Below are 21,394 nucleotides of genomic sequence, written 5' to 3'. Positions count from 1 at the left end.
TGTCATGACATTAGCCATTATGGGTGGAAAACCAATCCGTGATACCTTCTTATCTTATGGTCAACAATGGATCGATGATGAAGATATTCAAACGGTAATGGAGACCTTAAAAAGTCCTTTTTTAACACAAGGACCTAAAATCGAAGAATTTGAAAAATCTGTCGCCCAATACGTCGGAGCTAAATTCGCTGTTGCTTTTTCCAATGGAACGGCCGCTTTACATGGTGCATGCTATGCCGCGGGAATAGGTGAAGGTGGCGAGGTTATTACGACACCAATAACTTTTGCTGCTAGTTCAAATAGCGTTTTATACTGTGGAGGCAAGCCAGTTTTTGTGGATATTGATGAACGGACTTACAATATTGATCCTCATAAAATTCAACAGGCAATAACTCCAAAAACAAAAGCGATTATTCCTGTTGATTTTACAGGTCAACCTGTGGACATGGATCTGATCCGAGAAATAGCTGTGGAACACAACTTGGTGGTCATAGAAGACGCTGCGCATTCTTTAGGTGCTACCTATAAAGGAAAAAAAGTCGGAACATTAGCTGACATGACAATGTTTAGTTTCCATCCTGTAAAGCATATAACGACAACAGAAGGTGGAATCATTGCTACCGATTCAGAAGAGTATGCTGAAAAGCTTCGGTTGTTTCGTTCACATGGGATCAAAAACCATGATTTATCCAAGGATGAAGGTCCTTGGTACTATGAAATGGTGGAACTAGGTTATAATTATCGAATGACCGATTTAAACGCGGCGCTAGGAATCTCTCAAATGCGGAAAATTGATCAGTTCGTGCAAAGAAGAAGGGAAATTGCAGAAATATATAACCAAAAATTCAACCAACTTGAAGGGGTTAGAATTCCTTATCAATTGGACGAGTCAAACTCTAGTTGGCATTTATACATGCTCACCCTCGAACTAGATAAATTCAATGTCGGAAGAAGAGAGATTTTTGAAGCATTACGAGCGGAGAATATTGGGGTACATGTTCATTACATACCTGTTTATAGGCATCCTTACTATCAAGGATTGGGTTATCAGAAAGGGCTATGCAAGATTGCAGAAAACTGGTATGAAAAGGCTTTAACAATTCCTTTGTATCCGAAAATGACCAATTATGATATTGAAACAGTGATTATAGCTATTGATAAAGTTACTAAATATTTTCTTAAGTAAACGTGGATTATTTCCGCGTTTTTTTGTAGGCTAAAGTTGAATATAGAATTGAGAAAAAGAAATAGATTTTAAAAATTTTTTCAACGTGCTTTTGAACCTGTTTATGAAAAATACCTATTTATATTAAAAAACAATTTGTTCCAGCCGATATAATGATTAGGAATCTAACTAGGAGTTGTTTAAAATGAAAATAACGAGTCTAGTGTCCTCTTCCAATGCCGTAGATTCATTTTCTCACCATGTAACACAGAAGGTAGAAGAGACAACATTAAAAAGTCAGCAACATGATAAACAGCAGAGTATTCAATCTAAAATAGATGAAGATAAGAAAAAAGATTTAACCAAAGACGAAGCAGAGCAAATAGTTAATGGAATTAATGAGTTTTTAAAGCCTCAGTATACTTCGTTAAATTTTAAAATGCACGAGGAATTAGATAAGTACTACGTCGAAGTGATCGACCAAGAAACAAAAAAAGTAATTAGGGAAATCCCTTCAAAAGAACTTTTAGACATGTATGCGAAAATGACAGAGTTTTTAGGGTTATTTATTGATAAAAAGTTATAAAGAAGGAGGAATATAAATGGTAGAATCTATTCGTTTTTCAGGATTAGCCAGTGGTATGGACACACAGTCGATCGTTGATTCTTTAATGAAGGCTGAGAGAATACCATTGGATCGATTAAAGCAAAGAAAACAAGTGACTGAATGGCAACGTGACGATTATCGTAGCATGAACAAACTTCTTAAAGATTTCGACCAATATATTTTTGATAATGTTTATAAGCAATCTAAGATGTTAGCTAGAACATCAACTAGTTCAAATTCAGAGTTTGTAACGGCAACAGCTTCTGCGTCTGCTGGAAATGTGTCATATAAGATTGAGAACGTAACACTCGCTACTGCTGCAAGAAGGCAGAGTGTAGCTTCAGTAAGTGTGTCTCCCAGTAATAAAATTGACCCAACGAAAAGCATATGGTCGCAAAAGGATAAATTTGCTACAGAAACGCCTACACCAACGATACCTTGGAAAAAGTCTGCCGAGATCACTAATGGATTTATTGTTCCTGAAGGTGGTGCAAAAGATTTTCAATTGAACAAGGGTGCTATTTCAGATATTACTTTTCCAATAACAGTAAAAGATGATCAAGGGAATACTGTTAAAACTTATAATTCTAGTGATGTTATTATCGGTGAAATACCGGCAACACGAGTAACAGGCAAACTTTATATAGATGATAATACAGGCAAAATGGCTTTTGGGGACACACTTGCTGAAGGTCATAAATTTGAAGTGAAGTTTAAAAATAATTACTTGGAATATGATGTTAAAACTTTTGATGAAAATGGTCAACCTCAATATAAGAACTTCAAAATAGATGGAACAGCTTCCTTAAATAGCATGTTTTCAACAGTTAATAAAGCGAATGCTGGGGTCAATCTCTTTTATGATAGTGGAACAGATAAAGTTGTAGCAACAAGAACAGAGACTGGAAATTTTAATACTGCTGGAGATGAAATGGGGTTTGTTAATGTAACTCGTGATGCAAATGGTAGAGTTACAGGAGAGATTGGTAATCATATATTTTTTACGAGTGTTTTAGGTTTATCATCAGACATTCCAGGGTCTGGAACTGATGCAGTTTTTACAATTAATGGATTAAGTACAACTCGTAAATCCAATACCTTCACAATGAACGACGTAACTTTCACGCTAAAAAAGAATTCAGTTGGTACGGAATCCGCATCCATCAACATCAAAACAGACACAGATTCAATCGTCAAACAGGTGAAAGATTTCGTAGATAAATATAATGAAATGATCGGAAAAATAAACGGAAAATTAACAGAAGAACGCTATAAAACTTTTACTCCATTAACTGATGAGCAAAAAGCGGCTATGAAAGAAAAAGAAGTCGAACAATGGGAAGAAAAGGCAAAAAGCGGATTGTTGAAACGAGACTCCCTATTAACTACTGGTCTTCAGAAAATGCGTAACGATTTGTACGCTGAGGTAACTTCAAATGCAGTGACATTAACAGATAAAAAGTATAATCAGCTTTCAGAAATTGGAATTAAAACAACAAAAGATTATTTAGAACGTGGAAAGCTTGAGCTTGACGAGGATAAGTTAAAAGCCGCGATTGAAGATAATCCTGAGGCAGTGTATCAACTGTTTATGGCTGACGGACCTACTTACCAGGAAAAGGGGCTTGCACGTCGTCTTCGTGATTCCGCAGCAGCTACAATGGAAAAGGTTGAAGCGAAAGCTGGAAATACGTTTAAAACGGAACACAACTATTCAATGGGTAAAGATTTATTAAGAATGAAAAGTGATATTGATACGTTTGAAGATCGTTTAAGGCAGAGAGAGAAAAGATATTGGAATCAATTTAATGCAATGGAAAGTGCTATGCAAAAATTAAATAATCAATCTTCCCAGCTTATGGCGCAGTTAGGAATGGGAAATAAATAATAGTAAGTAATATAAGTGGAAAGGTGAATAATAATATGGCTATGAACCAACCATATCAAGCATATAAGCAGAATTCAGTTAATACAGCGACACCAGGGGAACTAACATTAATGCTATATAATGGTTGTTTGAAGTTTATGAAACTAGCAAAAATAGCTATTCAAGAAAATAATATTGAGCAACGTCACACGAATCTTGTTAAGGCACAAAATATCGTGAATGAATTAATGATCACCCTCAATATGGATGTAGAAGTATCTAATCATTTATTACAAATGTATGATTATATACATCGTAGATTAATTGAAGCAAATACAAAGAATAGTATTGAAATTATTAATGAAGCGGAAGGGTTCATAACTGATTTCCGTGATACATGGAAGGAAGTTATGAAGCTGACCAAGAAGCAATACGCTGAGAGTGGTCAAGCCTAGTGAATGAATTAGTTCAATTTATTAAAATATCAAACGCACTGCTAGAACATATGGAAAAAGGTCTCCCTGAGGAAAGTCGAGAAGAATTTATTCAAGTCATTCACGAGCTTTTAGAGAAAAGGCAGATGTTTTTAGACAGTCTTCCAGATTTGACAAATATTTTAGATTTAACTGTAAAACATAACTTGCTTGAGACCGAAAAAAGGATTCAAGCCTTATTATCCAGCTTTTCGGAGAATATTAAGGAAGATTTGAAAATGCTTCAATTAAAAAAGAAAAAAAATAATCATTATGCTAATCCGTATGGAGATATTTCTGCTGACGGAATGTTCTTGGATAAGAGAAAATAATTGATTGATCCAGCTCAGTCTCTTTGAGTTGGATTTTTGTGTATATCTATTGAAGGAGGATGGTTTATATGGACGTAGCCCTACTCTCCATGGCTTTAAACCAAGGACAAGTTCAACAACAAGCTTCTATATCGATTTTGAAGACAGCGATGGACCAAGCAGAAGGAAATGCTGATTTCGTAAACAAAATGTTAGAAGAATCAGACCTAAGAGCTCTTCAATACGCTGCACAACCACATTTAGGTGGAACGATCGACCTTAAAGGCTAATTCATTACTTTTAAATAGAGTTCATTCCTATCCAGTTAGCTTAGAACATTTATATAATAACTTTAACCTCATCATCCTAAAAGCTTTCCCTCATGGAAAGCTTTTTCCTTTAATCATGTCATATATTGACCACATAAACCATAATCATATAAGACAACTTCATATTCTAAAATCCTGCTTTGTCAAGGTCTCAACCATCAATTCACCCAATATTCACCAAAAATCGTCAAAATAACGACAAATTTTTTTAACTGTGTTAGCAGGATTTCTATAGGGTAAAATAGAATTAGTAATACATAGTCTTTTTAAAGGAGGAGTCACATATGAATTATGTCATTCGTGGTGAAAACATTGAGGTTACTCCAGCAATTCGAGAGTATGTTGAGAAAAAGATCTCTAAGCTAGAGCGTTATTTTACTGAAACACCAGAAGCAAATGTTCATGTGAATTTAAAAGTATATCATGATAAAAAGGCTAAAGTTGAAGTGACGATTCCTCTTCCGCACTTAGTTTTACGTGCTGAAGAATTAAATGATGATATGTATGCGGGCATTGATTTAATTTCTGATAAATTAGAGCGTCAAATTCGCAAACATAAAACGAAAGTAAATCGTAAATTCCGTGAAAAAGGCGATATTCCAGCTTATTTTGCGGTATCAGAAGCTCCTGAGATCCATGTTGAAGAAGATGATTTAGAGCTTGTTCGTACGAAAAGTTTCGATCTTAAACCGATGGACAGCGAAGAGGCGATCCTTCAGATGAACATGTTAGGTCACAATTTTTACGTTTTCACAAACGCCAATTCAAACCAAACAAATGTCGTTTACAAACGTAAAGATGGCCGCTACGGATTAATAGAAGCACAATAATTATTAAGGTCTGCTCCTTTATTTTAGGAGTGGACCTTTTTTATGAAAAAAATTATTCAATTCTATTCAAACCTCTTCATTTTCCGTGTCGAAAAAAATCTTATTGTTAGAAACATAAACTTTTATTAACAGAAAATATTGTCAAAATAAATGTATATTCTAACCAAAAAAAGAATAAATAACCGTGATTATAATAAAAATACATGTCTCCATATATTTCCTTACAAGTCCAAATGTTACATTTATGTTTGTATTTTGTAAGAATTTCGCAACAAATTATTCATAATTTTTTGATTATTATTAATTTTTTATTAAAAAACTACGACTAAAATGTAAATTATATTTCGAAATTCAGATATTTCGTGTAACTAAAAGTTATGTAAATTGTTATCTTTATGTTGACTTTTTGAGGAATATTTCCTAAGACTTTTATGCTATAAATATGTGTAGACATATCTTAATTTTCTAACAACTTTAAAACACAGGCAAAGGAGGACGCATTTTTACAACTGATCCAGCTTTTTTTTGAAAAATTCCTAAGGGGGTAAATTATGTTAAATTGGAAGAAGTTTGTCGTAACCGGTGCTCTAGCAACAACACTTACATTCAGCAGTTTTTCAGCTATGGCTGCAAATTTTGATGATTTAAGTGGTTCTGAGGGAGAAATGGCAATTCATAAGTTAGTAACTCTGGGTATTATCGTGGATAAAGATACATATTTTAACCCGGAAAGCGGATTAACGCGACTTGAATTTGCTGAAATCGCAAGCAGAATTGTACCTTTAAGTGCTGCAAAAGCAGTAAAAATTAAAGATGTTAATACAACGAAGGGTCAAAATGCAGCAGTATTAAAAGTTCTTAATACTGGATTATTAGCCCTTAATAAAAATGGCGAGTACAAACCAAAGTCTAATATTACACAAGGCGAGTTAGCTAAAGCATTAGCTTACGGACTTGGATTTAAAAAGGCTTGGTCTAACCGTCCAATCGATTACCTATTCTATTTAGAGCGTAAAGGTGTTCTAGATATTGATACAGATCTTGATGCAGCAGTAACAAGAGAAGAAGCAGCTGTTGCTATTGACAAATATATGCTTGTTAAAGAAGGCTACAAAACGAAAAAAGGTATTATTGCTGGTTTAACAGCTACTGGATTCTCACTTAAGAATGAATCTGGTGTTGTGAGCTATAAGCTTGCTGCTAATGCTTCTGTTTTCTTAGATGCTCAACAAGGTGAAAAAGATAATCTTGCAACTGGAACTGATGTTCAAATTCTTTTCAATAGCAAGAATGAAGTAGCTTATGTTTCTGGTGATGGACTTGAATTAGTCGATGGTAAATTAGGTTATGCTGGCGGTAACTTAACATTTAACGATGCTGCTAAAAAATTCAACCTAAATGCGATTGTTTCAAACCTTCCAAATAATCCAACTGCTGCTTTCACATTCACTGAATTTAGTAACTATGCTTCTAAAGCAGATGTGAAATTTGAAGGTGCTCTATATTCAAGTACAGTGACTGACGAAGTAACGATGCTTGAGCCTTATGTTACAAAAATTGAGAAATTCAAGCCAGCGAAGATTGCTGGAGATACAGTAACATTTGACTTCAGTGGATTTGCTCTTAAAAATCTAGCATTCAAGTTTGCTGAAGGAGCAAAATTCAATATCGTAGAAACGGTTAAAGATGAAGCGACTGGCAAAACAGAAGACAAAGCAAAAGAAGCTACTTTAGCTGATATCGTTGCTCTTCAATCTGCTGGTAAAGTAATTACTGCAAATCTTGAAGCTGGTGCTGATGGTACAGCAACTGTTTTAACTGTAAAAGCTGCAGATCCTGTAAAAAAATAATAATCAAATAAAGGAGGAAAATAAATGATGCAAAATTTCAATAAGAAATTAGCTATGACAGCATTAGCATCAACAGTTGCATTCAGTGGATTCACATTCTTAGGTGCTGATAAAGCGGACGCAGCACGTAAAGGTTTTGACCCGAAAAAAGTCGGTGGTAAGTTAGTAATGACATCTTTCTCGGATGCCGTTCGCTTAATTCCTTATACGACTTCTGACTCTGCATCAGGCCGTATTCAAGCGATGGTGTTTGATGCCTTATTAAATCTTGACCAACAAGGAAACCCAGTTCCATCCTTGGCTACAAAATGGTCATTTAATAAAGCAACACAAACATATACATTTGAACTTCGTAAAGGCGTAAAATGGCACGATGGAAAACCATTTACTGCTGATGACGTGGTGTTCTCTTACAATACGTTTATGAATCCAAAGTCAATCAACAGCTATATCTCTAACTTCAAAGCTATTGGTGAAGTGAAGAAAGTAGATCCATATAAAGTAACGATTAAATTAAAAGAACCAAATGCACTTATCGTTTCAAGAATTTTTGCAGCGTCTCCAATCATCGCTAAACACCAATTCCCTAAAGGGGTAGAAGATTTCAACAACAATACAAAGGTTCACCGTAACCCAATCGGTACAGGTGCATTCAAATTTAAAGAGTGGAAAACAGACGAGCGTATCGTAGTAGTAGCAAATAAAGACTACTGGGATGGCCGTCCTTACATGGATGAAGTCGTTACACGTATCCTTCCAGATGCAAACGTTGAAGCAATCAACTTAATTAAAGGGGATGTTGACTGGGTTGAGGCATTAACAGCATCTACAGTTGCACAGGTTGCGAAGGATAAAGATCTTAAAATTACGAAGTGGGATTACGGTCAATTTGACTTTGTTGGATTCAATGCTGAAAAAGCACCATTCAACGATAAAGATGTTCGTTTAGCATTAACGTATGGTTTAGACCGTCAATCAATCGTATCTAAGCTTATGTTAGGTAAAGCGTATGTGGCAAGCGGACCATTCCATCCGAAAATTCCACAATACAATAAAGCTGTAAAACCTCTTCCATTTGACCAAAAGAAAGCAGCTGAGTTATTAGATAAAGCTGGCTGGAAAATGGAAGGCGGAGTTCGCCAAAAAGGCGGCAAGAAGATGGAATTCGATTTCTACTTCAACAATGGTAACAAAGTACGTGAAAAAATCGGTCTACTTGCTCAACAAAACTGGGGTAAATTAGGCGTGAAAGTAAACGTTCGTGGTCTAGAATGGTCAATCTTCCTTGACAGATATGCTGCTGGGGAACTAGACACATTTGCTCTAGGATGGGGCGGATATGATGGAAACGTTGAGCACAGAGGATTCTTCCACTCTGATGGTATTCCTAAATCTGGTGGTGTAGGTAATAACCGTAACCGTATCAATGATCCGAAAATCAATAAGTGGTTAGATGATTACTTAAAAGAAGAAGATCGTAACAAGCGTATTAAAATGTACCAAGATATGCACAAGTACATGGCTGATAACGCAACATTAATTTGGACTGTTCACCCAATGAAAAACATGGGTCACGACAAAGACTTAAAAGGTATTAAAACAACACTTAACTCTGCATTATTCAATCTATCAGATTGGTATTGGGGAGATCCAAAGAAAAGAAAATAGTAGGTAGATTTGAAGCGGCCGTTAGCGACTGGAATCGCTAACGGCCCTCTTTTTAAGAGAATAAAAGAATACTAGTAGTACTTAAAATAGAAAACCTTATCTTCTCATTGTATTTTTTAAACTTACCTTGAAAGAAAGTCTTCTATTTAAATAGAAGCTGCAAGAATAAATCATTCTAAACAAGTTTAACAGAAAGTAGTGAGACCTTTGACTAAATATATTATTCGAAGAACACTTCAAGCCATTCCTCTATTATTTATAATCTCAATCATCTCTTTCCTACTCATGTCACTCGCACCTGGAGATCCGACAGCGATGTATCAAAATCCAGAGGCAGGTAGTGAGCAAGATATGTCTGCTATCAGAGAACAATTAGGAGTGGACCAACCAATTTATATTCAATACTATAAATGGTTGAAATTACTAGTATTAGAGGGTAATCTTGGCTACTCTTTCCAAGATGGACAGCCTGTTATGGAGAAAATCATGCAAAGGGTACCAGCTACCATGCTATTAATGGGAGTAGCTATTCTTGTTTCTATTATTATCGCGATTCCAATTGGGGTATACTCAGCGATAAAAAAATATTCCTTTTTTGATTATTTCTTTACGTTTTATTCCTTTTTAGGAATAGCCGTTCCAGCGTTCTTTATCGCACTAATGGTTATTCTTGTGTTCTCATTAAAGTTAAGCTGGTTCCCAGCATCAGGAATGAGAGAAAACTTTGATACTTTTGATTTATGGGACCGAGTCCATCATTTAATTTTGCCATCGTTAACCCTTGCATTCGGATTAATCGCATCAAAATCCCGTTTTCTACGAACAAGTATGCTTGAAGTTATTAAACAGGACTTTGTTAGAACGGCAAGAGCAAAAGGTTTACCAGAAGGAAGAGTTATTTTCAAGCATGCTTTACGAAATGCCTTAATTCCACTTATTACGATTATTGCATTACAGCTTCCAGCCCTTTTTGGTGGTTCACTCTTCATTGAACAGCTATTTGCATGGCCTGGAATGGGAAGATTAACTGTTAATGCGATCTTTATTCGTGACTATCAAGTCATCATGGGGACAACAATGATCGCTGGTGTTATCGTTGTACTATGTAATTTAATCGCAGATATATTCTATGCAATAGTGGATCCACGTATCCAATTAGGCAAGAACTAGAGAGGAGCGAAAAATAATGGGGGTACCAAATCCATCTGTTAACAGTCCTATTCAAATTAAAACTCCTAAAACAACGGAGCAAGATTATAAAATTGAAAGTAAAGCTACCGTTATTTGGCGTCGTTTTCGTAAAAATAAACTTGCTGTAGCAGGTTTGATTGTATTTTTGATTATGTGTATAATTTCCATTTTTGCGCCACTACTAACACCATTTAGACCTGATGTGTATGATATTTTAGATCAATTCCAAGCACCGAGCAAAAAGCATATTATGGGGACGGATTCCATGGGTGGCGATATTTGGACACGTATCGTATTCGGAGGAAGAATTTCCCTTAGTGTTGCGCTTTTAGCGATGGTATGTACGGTTTCAATCGGTATCATCTACGGAGCTGTTTCAGGTTACTTTGGGGGCTTCGTTGACAATATGATGATGCGTATTGTTGACGCAATTCAATCGATTCCGACTTTCTTCTTATTACTAATTGTTGCAGCCCTAATTACACCGTCTTTATGGTCAACAGTACTCGTGTTAAGTGCTTTTGGTTGGACAGGAATGGCTCGTATCGTTCGTGGGGAAATTTTATCGATTAAGAAACGGGACTATGTAGAAGCAGCTAGAGCGACAGGAGAAAAGAAGTTTAGTACAATCTTTTATCATGTGTTGCCAAATGCCATTGCCCCAATCACGGTTATTGCGACATTAGATATTGCTGCAAATATATTAGCAGAAGCATCACTAAGCTTCTTAGGATTAGGAATTCAACCGCCAACACCAAGCTGGGGGAATATGTTAACATCCGCTCAAGAATTGACGACGGTAATGGATTATATTTGGATTGTCCTTTTCCCAGGTACTTTTATTATCGTAACTGTTTTAGCGGTTAACTTTATGGGTGACGGTCTTCGTGACGCTCTTGATCCAAGAATGAAAGAATAGGAGGAACCATCATGTCAACGACACTAACAAAAACGGACACACTCGTCTCAGTTGAAAATCTAAAAACTTATTTTTATACAGAAGATGGAACTGTTCCTGCTATTGATGGAGTGAGCTTTGAAGTAAGACAAGGTGAAACTCTAGCCATTGTTGGAGAATCAGGAAGCGGAAAAAGCGTGACATCTCTATCTATCATGCGTTTAATCCCTTCACCTCCTGGGAAAATTCTAGAGGGTGATATTAAATTTAAAGGTGAAAGCCTATTAACGAAAACGGATAAGGAAATGCGTACGATTCGTGGAAATCGGATTTCAATGATTTTCCAAGAGCCGATGACATCCTTAAATCCTGTTTATAAAGTTGGCGATCAAATTTCAGAGACGATTATTCTTCATCAGAATAAAAATAAAAAAGAAGCGCTGAAAGAAGCAATTAATCTATTAACTCTAGTTGGTATCCCTGAGCCAGAACGCCGTGTCAATCAGTATCCACATGAGCTTTCTGGGGGAATGAGACAGCGTGTCATGATCGCAATTGCGTTAGCTTGTCATCCAGAGCTTTTAATTGCGGACGAGCCAACGACAGCACTTGATGTAACGATTCAAAATCAAATTCTTCAATTAATGAAGAATTTAAAAGAAAAATCAAATATGTCGATTATGCTGATTACCCATGATCTTGGGGTGGTAGCAGAAATGGCAGATCGTGTTGTCGTTATGTACTCAGGTCAAGTGGTGGAACAAGGAGATATTTTTACCATCTTTGAAAATCCGAAGCATCCATACACAGAAGGCTTGCTTAAATCCATGCCAAGCTCTGAAAAGCGCGTAGGGAAGCTTTATGCGATCGATGGAGTTGTTCCGAATCCATTAAATCTTCCTCCTGGTTGCCGTTTTGCGGACCGTTGTGAATACGCAACTGCATTATGTCATCAGGAAATGCCGGAAATTCAAAAAATGAACGATGACGAAGTAGTGCGCTGCTGGAAATACACGGATCGTTGGGAGGCGTAGACATGGTAAGTGGAGTGGTAGAACCAGTACATACAACAGAGGAAAAAAGTAAAAAGTCACAGGAAGTCCTTTTAAAGGCGGACAACGTTAAAGTGCACTTCCCGATTAAAGGGGGATTACTTGGCCGCACAGTCGGTCATGTTAAAGCAGTTGACGGTGTTAGTTTTGAAATTTTCAAAGGCGAAACTTTTGGTCTTGTTGGGGAAAGTGGTTGTGGAAAATCAACCACTGGTCGTGCACTATTGCGTCTATTAGATGCGACTAGCGGTACAGTCCAATTCGAAGGAAAAGATATTTATAAATTATCGGAATCGGAACTGCGTGTGGCAAGACGTGATATGCAGCTTATTTTCCAAGATCCGTTCTCATCTTTAAATCCAAGATTAAGTGTGGGAGAAACGATTGCTCGTGTTCTTAAAATTCATGGAATGGGGAACGCCCAAGAACGTGAGAATCGTGTAAAGGAACTCCTTGAGCTTGTTGGTTTAAGACCGTTTCATATGAGAAGATATCCACATGAGTTCAGTGGTGGGCAAAGACAACGGATTGGGATTGCACGTGCATTAGCACTGAATCCGAAATTAATTGTTTTGGATGAGCCAGTATCTGCTCTTGACGTTTCGATTCAATCCCAGGTTGTTAATTTGCTTGAGGAGTTACAGGATCGCCTAGGGTTAACATATTTATTCGTTTCACACGGTCTGAATGTTGTACGTCATATAAGTGACCGCGTTGGGGTTATGTATCTAGGGAAAATGGTGGAATTAACAGACTCTGATACTTTGTTTGAGTCACCAAAACACCCTTATACACAAGCGTTGATTTCTGCCAATCCAATTGCCAATCCTAGATTGCGCGATAAGCCGAAAATCATTTTAGAAGGGGACGTTCCAAGTCCAATCAATCCTCCTTCAGGATGCTACTTCCATACACGTTGCCCTTATGCACAACCGAAATGTCGCGAGGAAGCACCTGCGTTTGTAAAAACGGATGATAACCATTATGTGGCATGTCATTATCCGTTAGCGTAAATAAAGAATAGATAAAAAATGTGTCATACCACATCAGCGTAAGGTGATATTTACCAAGAAGCTGTAATGTGGTATGATAAAACGAAGGCTTAACTGTCTTTAGTACTGTATGGGGGAGTACTAATGGAAAAAAAATTGTTGATAATCGAAGAAGATAGCCAATCTAGCAATAAATTATCTCAATTTTTCGAACATTACTACGAGGTGCATACATTTAATAACGGTTTATTAGGGTTAATTACCGCGATTGAGTCTAAACCTAACATCGTTGTAATCAACCACAGCTTATTGAATGTAAATAGCCTTGAGCTATGTCGACAAATGAGGCAAAAATTAAATTCTATTATTATCGTATTAGGAAAACCCCTATCAGAAGAGGCGACAATCAAGTATTTCGAAGCAGGGGCGGATGATGTAATTACCTATCCGATAACCTTTCCGGTTTTATTATGTAAAATTAGGGTTTTGCTCGATCATATTGCCGCTAAAAAAACAGTAGAAGAAGATAAAATACAATTTGGTCAGTTAACGATGAACAAAATAACCTATAAAGTTCATTATGATAAAAAGGTGCTAAACTTTACCAAAAAGGAATTTTCAATTCTCTGGACGCTCGTTAAGAAACAAGATGCGGTTGTCACCCGTGAAGAACTACTTCGCGTCGTTTGGAGCTACGAGCACCTTGATGACGACCGTATGATTGATACACATCTTAACAGAATTCGGAAAAAGTTAAAGCAAAACCATATTAACATTAACATTAAAACGGTTTGGGGTATTGGCTACAAATTACATGTAGATGATAATGAACCAATTGAAATCGTAGCAGAAAAATAAACAATATTATTAAATGCCCTGCCATTTGAGCAGGGTTTTAATTTTATAAGGTCAAAAAGCATTTTTTGAACTTTGAAAATTGTCCAGCGCAAGCGTCCTAGCCCCGACGTATAGGATGTACTAGTGTCGACAATGCGACAGGACGTCGCGCTCTTGTCGACCTCGAAGTCAAATGTTCGTAACCCAAAAAGTCAAAGAACGACTTTCTGGGTTGCGAAGCATGTGCTTGGCAAATCAAAGAACAGTTTGCATAAGTGCGACTAGGTCTCTGGCTTCGCTACACTCGCCAATCGACCAGTCTTCTTTATCGGGGCTGATCAAGGCGCCTGCGCTTTTCTATTAGTAATTTCGACATATTTATATTACTATTAATCTTTTATTTGTGATAATTGTCACGTTTTGTCAATTGGGAACTTGGTAAAATGGTTAAAAACTAGGTGGAATTTCAAAATGAACCTAGGGATTAAAATGATCCAAGACATGGAACAAAATTGTCAACGGAAAAGTTGAAACAGTTTGTTCCAAATCCCAAATTGTGAGGTTTTGTCCAGTGAGTTCTTTTTCAATCCTAGACGACCAAATATTATTGCAAACATATGATCAAGCCAAAGAGTTAAACTTGGATCCGGAATTTATTTCGATCCTTGAGTTGGAAATATTATCAAGACATATAGCTTTTGACGAAGAATTCATATCGCCTTTAGGATAACAGGAGGAACCTATGTTTACGACTAAGAAAAGACTATCCTTAATTGAAGTGGAAAAGCAGGATTTACAAGAGAAATTTGATCGAATATTTTCAGAATGTAAGGAAAAAGAGGCATTTTTTGAGGTCTTTTTAGAGCGTTTTAATCAGGAATTGACACAAACGGTTCATCAACATGAAAAAGTGAACAGTCAACATCATGTAATGGGTGAAATGGTAGGGAGAATTAAAGAACGTTTTGATAAGGTAAATGATTTAAGCCAGTTAAGTTTTGACAATTCTAAGGACCTTTCTCTTAAAGGGCATGATTTAATTCAGTCAGCTAAAGATATGGTTTTGAAATCGGATGAAGGTCGAGATCAAGTAAATAAGGTTGAGCAGCTTATTACACAGCTGGGGAATCAGCTCGAGGAAACATCGAATAAAATGAATCATTTAAATGATCGTTCTCGGGAGATTGAACTAATTGTAAAAGTTATTAAAGAAATCGCTGAGCAAACGAATCTATTGGCTTTAAATGCTTCGATTGAAGCGGCAAGAGCTGGAGATCACGGAAAAGGGTTTGCAGTTGTGGCAGAGGAAGTTCGTAAGCTTGCAGAAAATACGGCCGTAAGTACGAACAACATTAGCATTCTTACTCAAAATATTCAAAAGGATATCCAAGAGACATTGCAATCTACCACTACAAGTACAGGGTTAATCCGAGAAGGGATCGAATTAAGCACGAATACGACAAATAAAATTGATTACATTGCCTCGGTCATTCATCATGTGGAAACAGAGGTAAGTGAAGTAATTGGAAAAATTGAAGAACAAAAGGAGCAGTCTCAGAAAGTCATGCGTGAGATTACTAGCACTAAATCGATTTTTGACGATGTAAATGAAATGATTATCAAACATATCGAAGATGCTAATGTTGTGGATATGAAACTAGAAGAAGCGATTAAGCAAGTGACAACTTTTAACAAGGAATAAGGGTAGTTTTTATTGGAATTTAGTTAGAAATCTGACGTTATATAAAAATTTTTAAGTTCAATTTTTTGCAAAATGGATAAACTAACATCAAACTATTTAAAGTAGGTTGATGTTGGTTTATTTTTTTAGAACATAGATAAAATTATTGCCCGTAACTTGCATTTGTTGTCACACTTTGGCGGAAGTGGTAATATTGATAAAGAATATATCGAATGATTTTAAGAGGATTCTACACATAAAGAGAGAATCTTTTCTAGTGGATGTTTTTTCATAACGAATCTTCTTATCTTAATACATAAAGGAGCGTTTATCATGCTTGGGATTTTGAATAAAGTATTTGATCAAAATAAACGCGAGATAAAAAAGTTAACGAGAATTGCTGAGCAAGTTGAGGCACTAGCTGCTGAAACAGAGAAATTATCAGATGACCAGCTTCGTCGAAAGACGGAGGAGTTCAAAACGCGTTATCAAAACGGAGAAACGCTCGATGACTTATTAGTGGAAGCGTTTGCCGTTGTTCGCGAGGGCGCTAGACGTGTACTTGGAATGTTCCCATATCCTGTTCAAATTATGGGTGGTGCCTCGTTGCATGATGGAAACATTTCTGAGATGAAAACAGGGGAAGGAAAAACGCTAACAGCGACGATGCCTGTTTATTTGAATGCGATTTCCGGTAAAGGTGTTCATGTTATCACGGTAAACGAATACTTAGCAAGTCGTGACGCGAGTGAAATGGGTCAATTATATGAATTTCTTGGCTTAACAGTAGGATTGAATTTAAACAGCCTACAGAAGGAAGAGAAGCAAGCTGCTTATGCAGCTGATATTACTTACGGAACGAACAATGAGTTTGGCTTCGATTATTTGCGTGATAACATGGTGCTTTATAACCATCAAAAAGTACAACGATCTTTATATTACGCTGTCATCGACGAAACTGACTCGATCTTAATTGATGAAGCACGTACACCACTCATTATTTCGGGCCAAGCACAAAAGTCAACATCCCTATATTTTCAAGCAAATGCCTTTGTTCGTATGTTAAAAAAGGATATAGACTATACGTATGATGAAAAGACAAAAGGTGTTCAGTTGACTGAAGAAGGTATTACAAAGTCGGAAAAGGCTTTTGGCATTGATAATCTTTTTGACATCACTCATGTGACACTTAATCACCATATTAACCAAGCTTTAAAAGCACATGTTAGTATGCATTTAGACGTGGATTATGTAGTTCAAGACGGTGAAATTGTCATTGTTGACCAATTTACTGGTCGTTTAATGAAAGGGCGTCGCTATAGCGAAGGCTTGCACCAAGCAATTGAAGCAAAAGAAGGTTTAGAAGTACAAAATGAAAGTATGACGATGGCGACAATTACGTTCCAAAACTACTTCCGTATGTACGAAAAGCTTTCTGGGATGACTGGTACAGCGAAAACGGAAGAGGAAGAGTTCCGTAACATTTATAATATGAATGTTGTCGTTATTCCTACAAACAAACCAATTTTACGTGACGACCGACCAGATTTAATTTTTGCCTCCATTGACGGAAAATTCCGTGCGGTTTGTGAAGACATTGCTGAACGGAATCAAAAGGGGCAGCCGGTCTTAGTTGGTACGGTTGCGATTGAAACGTCTGAACTAATTTCACGTTATTTAACGAAAAAAGGGATTAAACATAATATTTTGAATGCAAAAAATCATGAGCGCGAAGCTGAAATCATTGCCGAAGCTGGTCATCGTGGTGCCGTAACGATTGCGACGAATATGGCTGGACGTGGTACAGATATCAAGCTAGGTGAAGGTGTGTTTGAATTAGGCGGTCTTGCTGTTATCGGTACAGAGCGACATGAATCACGCCGGATTGATAATCAGCTGCGTGGACGTTCAGGGCGTCAAGGGGATCCTGGGGTAACTCAATTCTACCTATCCATGGAAGATGAGTTAATGCGTCGTTTCGGTTCTGATAATATGAAAACGATGATGGAACGATTAGGAATGGATGATAGCCAGCCAATTCAAAGTAAGATGGTTTCCAGAGCTGTTGAATCAGCTCAAAAACGAGTAGAGGGGAATAACTTCGACGCTCGTAAACAGTTATTATCTTACGACGATGTATTGCGTCAACAACGTGAAATCATCTACAAACAACGTGATGATGTGTTAGAATCAGAGAATTTACGTGAGATTGTTGAAGCGATGATTTTATCAACGATTGAACGTAATATTGAGGTACATACGCCTAAAAATGAAGATTCTGATACGTGGAATCTCCAAGGTGTGGTGGATTATGTACAAGGAAATCTACTTCATGAAGGCGATATTACCTTAAATGATTTACGTGGCAAAGAGCCTGAGGAAATGGTGGAAACCATCTTTGCTAAGGTGAAAGAGCGCTATAACGAGAAGGAAGAAATTCTTTCTGAAGAGCAAATGCGCGAATTTGAAAAGGTTATTGTACTCCGTGCAGTTGATTCGAAATGGATTGATCATATCGATGCAATGGATCAGCTTCGCCAAGGTATCCACCTTCGCGCTTACGGACAAATCGATCCTCTTCGCGAATACCAGCATGAAGGATTTGCTATGTTCGAAGAGATGATTGCGTCGATTGAAGAAGATGCAGCTAAGCTCGTCATGAAAGCAGAAATTCGCAATAATCTTCAACGTCAAGAAGTCGCACAAGGCCATGCCGTTGATCCTAAAGAAGGCGAAGGCGGTAAAGTCAAGAAAAAGCCAATTGTCAAACAACTAAACATCGGTCGAAACGACGACTGCATATGCGGTAGCGGCGAAAAATACAAAAACTGCTGCGGCAAATAATATAGTGCTTTAGCACTGTAAAGTAGTGGGGGTCAGACCCCCAGTGCATTAACGCGTTAAAGAAAGAGAGTTTAGCAAAGCTTTTTAAGCTCTTGCTGACTCTCTTTTTGTCGTTTCACTATTTTAACGCTATAATAAGAAAATAAAGTTTTATGAGGTGACGAGAATGGAATTAGCAGAGATTCGTAATGAATTGGAAAAAACAGCTAAGAAATTAGCGGACTTTAGGGGGTCTCTTTGACCTAGAAAATAAAGAGGCGCGCATCGCTGAGATTGATGACATCATGTTGCAGCCTGATTTTTGGAATGATCAGCAGACGGCACAGGCATACATCAATGAATCAAACGGACTGAAGGATCAAGTACATGAATACTATGCACTTAGCGAGTCCCATGAGAACTTGGAGCTAACCTATGAGCTAGTTAAGGAAGAACCAGATGCTGAGCTTCAAGCTGAGTTAGAAGTGGAAATCAAAGACTTGGTTTCACGTCTCGGTGAATACGAGCTCCAAATGCTTTTAAGTGAGCCATATGATAAAAATAATGCCATCCTTGAGCTACATCCAGGTGCAGGTGGGACGGAATCTCAAGATTGGGGTTCTATGCTCCTTCGCATGTACACTAGATGGGGTGAAAAGCGCGGATTTAAGGTGGAAACACTTGACTACCTACCTGGTGATGAAGCTGGAATTAAAAGTGTTACGCTTCTATTTAAAGGACATAATGCCTATGGTTATTTGAAGGCAGAAAAAGGGGTTCACCGCCTCGTTAGGATTTCTCCATTCGATGCATCTGGCCGTCGCCACACGTCTTTCGTGTCTTGTGAAGTAATGCCAGAATTTAATGATGAAATTGAAATTGATATTCGAACGGAAGACCTGAAAATAGATACGTACCGGGCAAGTGGAGCTGGTGGACAGCATATTAACACAACAGATTCAGCTGTACGTATTACGCACACTCCAACAGGGGTTGTCGTGACGTGTCAAACAGAGCGCTCCCAAATCAAAAACCGCGATCGAGCGATGAAGATGTTAAAAGCAAAATTGTATCAACGAGAAATCGAAGAGCAAGAAAAACAATTGCTAGAAATTCGTGGCGAACAAAAAGAAATTGGCTGGGGAAGTCAAATCCGCTCTTACGTTTTCCATCCGTATTCCCTTGTTAAAGACCATCGTACCAATACAGAGGTCGGAAACGTTCAAGCAGTCATGGACGGCGAGCTGGATAACTTTATCAACGCTTATTTAAGATCTAAGTTGGCTTAATAAATTTAAAACCTTTGCCTAGTGATGACGGCAAAGGTTTCTTATTGAGATTTAATTTTGCTTTGCCATGAGGTTAATCCCGAGGAAACTGAGGTTAATGACGCTTCAACTTATCATCGATAATAATAAAGTTCGATTGATGAATATCAAGTCGATCCCCAATATATTTAAAATAATTACGAAACTCAGTAGCGTGGTCATCCAATTTAATTTCTAAATGATCAAATCTTCCTTCAAGGACATCAAATCGCCCTTCTATTCCATCCATACGTGTTTCAATTTTATCTATTTTTCCTTCAAGATGGTCAAATCTTTGATCAATTTTTGTAAATCCTCGGTTCATTTGCATCATTAATTCGTTCAGTAGTTTTTCCAATTTTTCCACCTCCCCTTCAGAAAAAAATTATATCATACAAGCTATTTAGTCACCATTGCATTATTGTGGATAAATTCCTCTTACCCAACACATCCTAAACCCAAACAAAAATACTGTTTCAACCCTTTAACACGTTAGTCCATTGTTATTTACACACTTACAGCCCCGTGCTATACTCACTTTCGGTGAAAAATGAAAAATAGCGGCGGAACAATGATTTTGGTAAAACTTAATCTATGGTGAGCCGACTAAATAAGGGGACGACAATATGAAACGAAAACGAGGATCTGACTCACTTTTTCCTCCGAAACTGGAGTGGATTACCGAATACTTATACATATTAATAGGCTCTGCCATCATCGGTACTGTATTCAATGTATTTCTATTACCTAATCGCATTGCTTCAGGTGGTGTTAGTGGGATTAGTACCATTTTAGATGCCGTCTTAGGCTGGGAGCCTGCTTTTGTCCAATGGGCTTTTAATATTCCTTTATTTATTGCTGGGGTTATCCTCCTTGGAAAGCAGTTTGGGATTAAGACATTAGTAGGAACGATATTTCTACCGTTTTTTGTTTTTTTAACAAAATCACTTGAACCTTGGACCATGGAGCCACTTCTAGGCGCCCTTTTTGGAGGAATAGGAGTGGGGCTGGGACTTGGTCTTGTTTTTCGCGGAAAAGCTTCGACAGGTGGAACTGATTTAGCCGCCCAAATTATTAATAAGTACACTGGCTTCACTTTAGGAACTTGTGTCGCTTTAATTGACGGGCTCATCGTACTAACAGCTGCGATCGTTTTTGACATTGAGAGAGGCCTTTACGCCCTAATCGCGCTCTATGTCACCACAAAAACTATTGACCTGATACAGGTCGGGTTCAAAAGATCAAAAGCTTTCTTAATTATTTCTAATCAACAAGCAGAAATTCAAGAAGGAATTTTGAATAAAATTGACCGTGGTGTGACAAAACTATCAGCATATGGTGGTTACACCGACCACGAAAGACCCATATTAATGTGCGTCGTTGATCAAACTGAGTTCACAAAATTGAAACAATTAGTGAAAACCATTGATCCGACTGCATTTATCATCGTTATGGACGCCTCCGAGGTGCTAGGAGAGGGTTTCAAACGCGCATAACATTGGTATAATATGGG

At 37.4% G+C, this 21,394-nt stretch carries 20 protein-coding genes; 19 read left to right on the top strand and 1 reads right to left on the bottom strand.

Translation table 11 applies throughout. The features are described 5' to 3' along the window. Positions 1–4: 4 nt before the first annotated feature. The 18 genes from pseC to prfB all read left to right on the top strand — a co-directional run bounded on the left by pseC (position 5) and on the right by prfB (position 19,863). Entirely contained in the window at positions 5–1,186 is a 1,182-nt protein-coding gene (pseC, locus tag ACFSO7_RS01655; protein ID WP_377874758.1) for a UDP-4-amino-4,6-dideoxy-N-acetyl-beta-L-altrosamine transaminase, read from the top strand. A 184-nt stretch (positions 1,187–1,370) separates the two neighbouring features. Continuing rightward, a complete protein-coding gene (gene flaG, locus ACFSO7_RS01650) occupies positions 1,371–1,751 on the top strand; it encodes a flagellar protein FlaG (protein ID WP_377874756.1) in 381 nt (126 codons plus the stop codon). 16 nt (positions 1,752–1,767) lie between these two features. Further along, positions 1,768–3,660, top strand: a complete 1,893-nt coding sequence (fliD, locus tag ACFSO7_RS01645) for a flagellar filament capping protein FliD (protein ID WP_377874754.1) — start codon at positions 1,768–1,770, stop codon at positions 3,658–3,660. A 35-nt stretch (positions 3,661–3,695) separates the two neighbouring features. Then, complete coding sequence (gene fliS, locus ACFSO7_RS01640; RefSeq protein ID WP_377874753.1) at positions 3,696–4,094, top strand: flagellar export chaperone FliS; 399 nt, start codon at positions 3,696–3,698, stop codon at positions 4,092–4,094. Continuing rightward, positions 4,094–4,444, top strand: coding sequence for a hypothetical protein (locus tag ACFSO7_RS01635; protein WP_377874751.1), 351 nt, complete (start codon positions 4,094–4,096; stop codon positions 4,442–4,444). Before fliS ends, ACFSO7_RS01635 begins: the two co-directional genes overlap by 1 nt. 68 nt (positions 4,445–4,512) lie before the next feature. Continuing rightward, positions 4,513–4,713 (top strand): YjfB family protein, encoded by a 201-nt coding sequence (locus ACFSO7_RS01630; protein ID WP_377874750.1) that lies wholly within the window; start codon positions 4,513–4,515, stop codon positions 4,711–4,713. A 323-nt stretch (positions 4,714–5,036) separates the two neighbouring features. Beyond that, a complete protein-coding gene (gene hpf / locus ACFSO7_RS01625; protein WP_377874748.1) occupies positions 5,037–5,582 on the top strand; it encodes a ribosome hibernation-promoting factor, HPF/YfiA family in 546 nt (181 codons plus the stop codon). 551 nt (positions 5,583–6,133) lie between these two features. Beyond that, positions 6,134–7,432 (top strand): S-layer homology domain-containing protein, encoded by a 1,299-nt coding sequence (locus ACFSO7_RS01620; protein WP_377874747.1) that lies wholly within the window; start codon positions 6,134–6,136, stop codon positions 7,430–7,432. A gap of 24 nt (positions 7,433–7,456) precedes the next feature. Then, positions 7,457–9,100 carry an ABC transporter substrate-binding protein gene (locus ACFSO7_RS01615; protein WP_377874745.1) on the top strand — a complete coding sequence of 548 codons (1,644 nt, stop codon included), beginning with the start codon at positions 7,457–7,459 and terminating at the stop codon, positions 9,098–9,100. A 207-nt stretch (positions 9,101–9,307) separates the two neighbouring features. Next, positions 9,308–10,270 carry an ABC transporter permease gene (locus tag ACFSO7_RS01610; protein WP_377874743.1) on the top strand — a complete coding sequence of 321 codons (963 nt, stop codon included), beginning with the start codon at positions 9,308–9,310 and terminating at the stop codon, positions 10,268–10,270. 16 nt (positions 10,271–10,286) lie between these two features. Then, positions 10,287–11,210, top strand: coding sequence for an oligopeptide ABC transporter permease (gene opp4C, locus ACFSO7_RS01605; protein ID WP_377874741.1), 924 nt, complete (start codon positions 10,287–10,289; stop codon positions 11,208–11,210). An 11-nt stretch (positions 11,211–11,221) separates the two neighbouring features. Beyond that, positions 11,222–12,223, top strand: a complete 1,002-nt coding sequence (locus tag ACFSO7_RS01600; protein WP_377874739.1) for an ABC transporter ATP-binding protein — start codon at positions 11,222–11,224, stop codon at positions 12,221–12,223. 2 nt (positions 12,224–12,225) lie between these two features. Then, entirely contained in the window at positions 12,226–13,254 is a 1,029-nt protein-coding gene (locus ACFSO7_RS01595; RefSeq protein WP_377874738.1) for an ABC transporter ATP-binding protein, read from the top strand. Positions 13,255–13,377: 123 nt separating this feature from the next. Next, the gene (locus tag ACFSO7_RS01590) at positions 13,378–14,091 is read left to right on the top strand and encodes a response regulator transcription factor (RefSeq protein WP_377874736.1); all 714 of its coding nucleotides are present in this window, start codon (positions 13,378–13,380) and stop codon (positions 14,089–14,091) included. 550 nt (positions 14,092–14,641) lie between these two features. Then, a complete protein-coding gene (sda, locus tag ACFSO7_RS01585; protein WP_377874734.1) occupies positions 14,642–14,800 on the top strand; it encodes a sporulation histidine kinase inhibitor Sda in 159 nt (52 codons plus the stop codon). 12 nt (positions 14,801–14,812) lie between these two features. Continuing rightward, positions 14,813–15,772 carry a methyl-accepting chemotaxis protein gene (locus tag ACFSO7_RS01580; protein ID WP_377874732.1) on the top strand — a complete coding sequence of 320 codons (960 nt, stop codon included), beginning with the start codon at positions 14,813–14,815 and terminating at the stop codon, positions 15,770–15,772. Positions 15,773–16,084: 312 nt separating this feature from the next. Beyond that, a complete protein-coding gene (gene secA / locus ACFSO7_RS01575) occupies positions 16,085–18,595 on the top strand; it encodes a preprotein translocase subunit SecA (protein WP_377874730.1) in 2,511 nt (836 codons plus the stop codon). A gap of 166 nt (positions 18,596–18,761) precedes the next feature. Further along, positions 18,762–19,863 (top strand): peptide chain release factor 2 gene (gene prfB, locus ACFSO7_RS01570; RefSeq protein ID WP_377874728.1). Its coding sequence is split into 2 segments (ribosomal slippage): positions 18,762–18,833 and positions 18,835–19,863, totalling 1,101 coding nucleotides; the frame shifts between segments, so codons are not numbered across the junction. Between the two features lie 94 nt (positions 19,864–19,957). On the opposite strand, the gene ACFSO7_RS01565 is transcribed toward prfB, so the two are convergent. Next, positions 19,958–20,239 (bottom strand): hypothetical protein, encoded by a 282-nt coding sequence (locus ACFSO7_RS01565; protein ID WP_377874726.1) that lies wholly within the window; start codon positions 20,237–20,239, stop codon positions 19,958–19,960. Between the two features lie 268 nt (positions 20,240–20,507). Here ACFSO7_RS01565 and ACFSO7_RS01560 point away from each other — a divergent pair, with 268 nt between their 5' ends. Then, positions 20,508–21,377: a YitT family protein gene (locus ACFSO7_RS01560; RefSeq protein WP_377874724.1), complete on the top strand. Its 870-nt coding sequence runs from the start codon at positions 20,508–20,510 to the stop codon at positions 21,375–21,377. Positions 21,378–21,394: the final 17 nt, after the last annotated feature.

Source organism: Bacillus sp. CGMCC 1.16607 (assembly GCF_042683745.1).
GTDB lineage: Bacteria > Bacillota > Bacilli > Bacillales > Cytobacillaceae > Pseudoneobacillus.
This window is presented reverse-complemented; position numbering and strand designations above follow the sequence as displayed.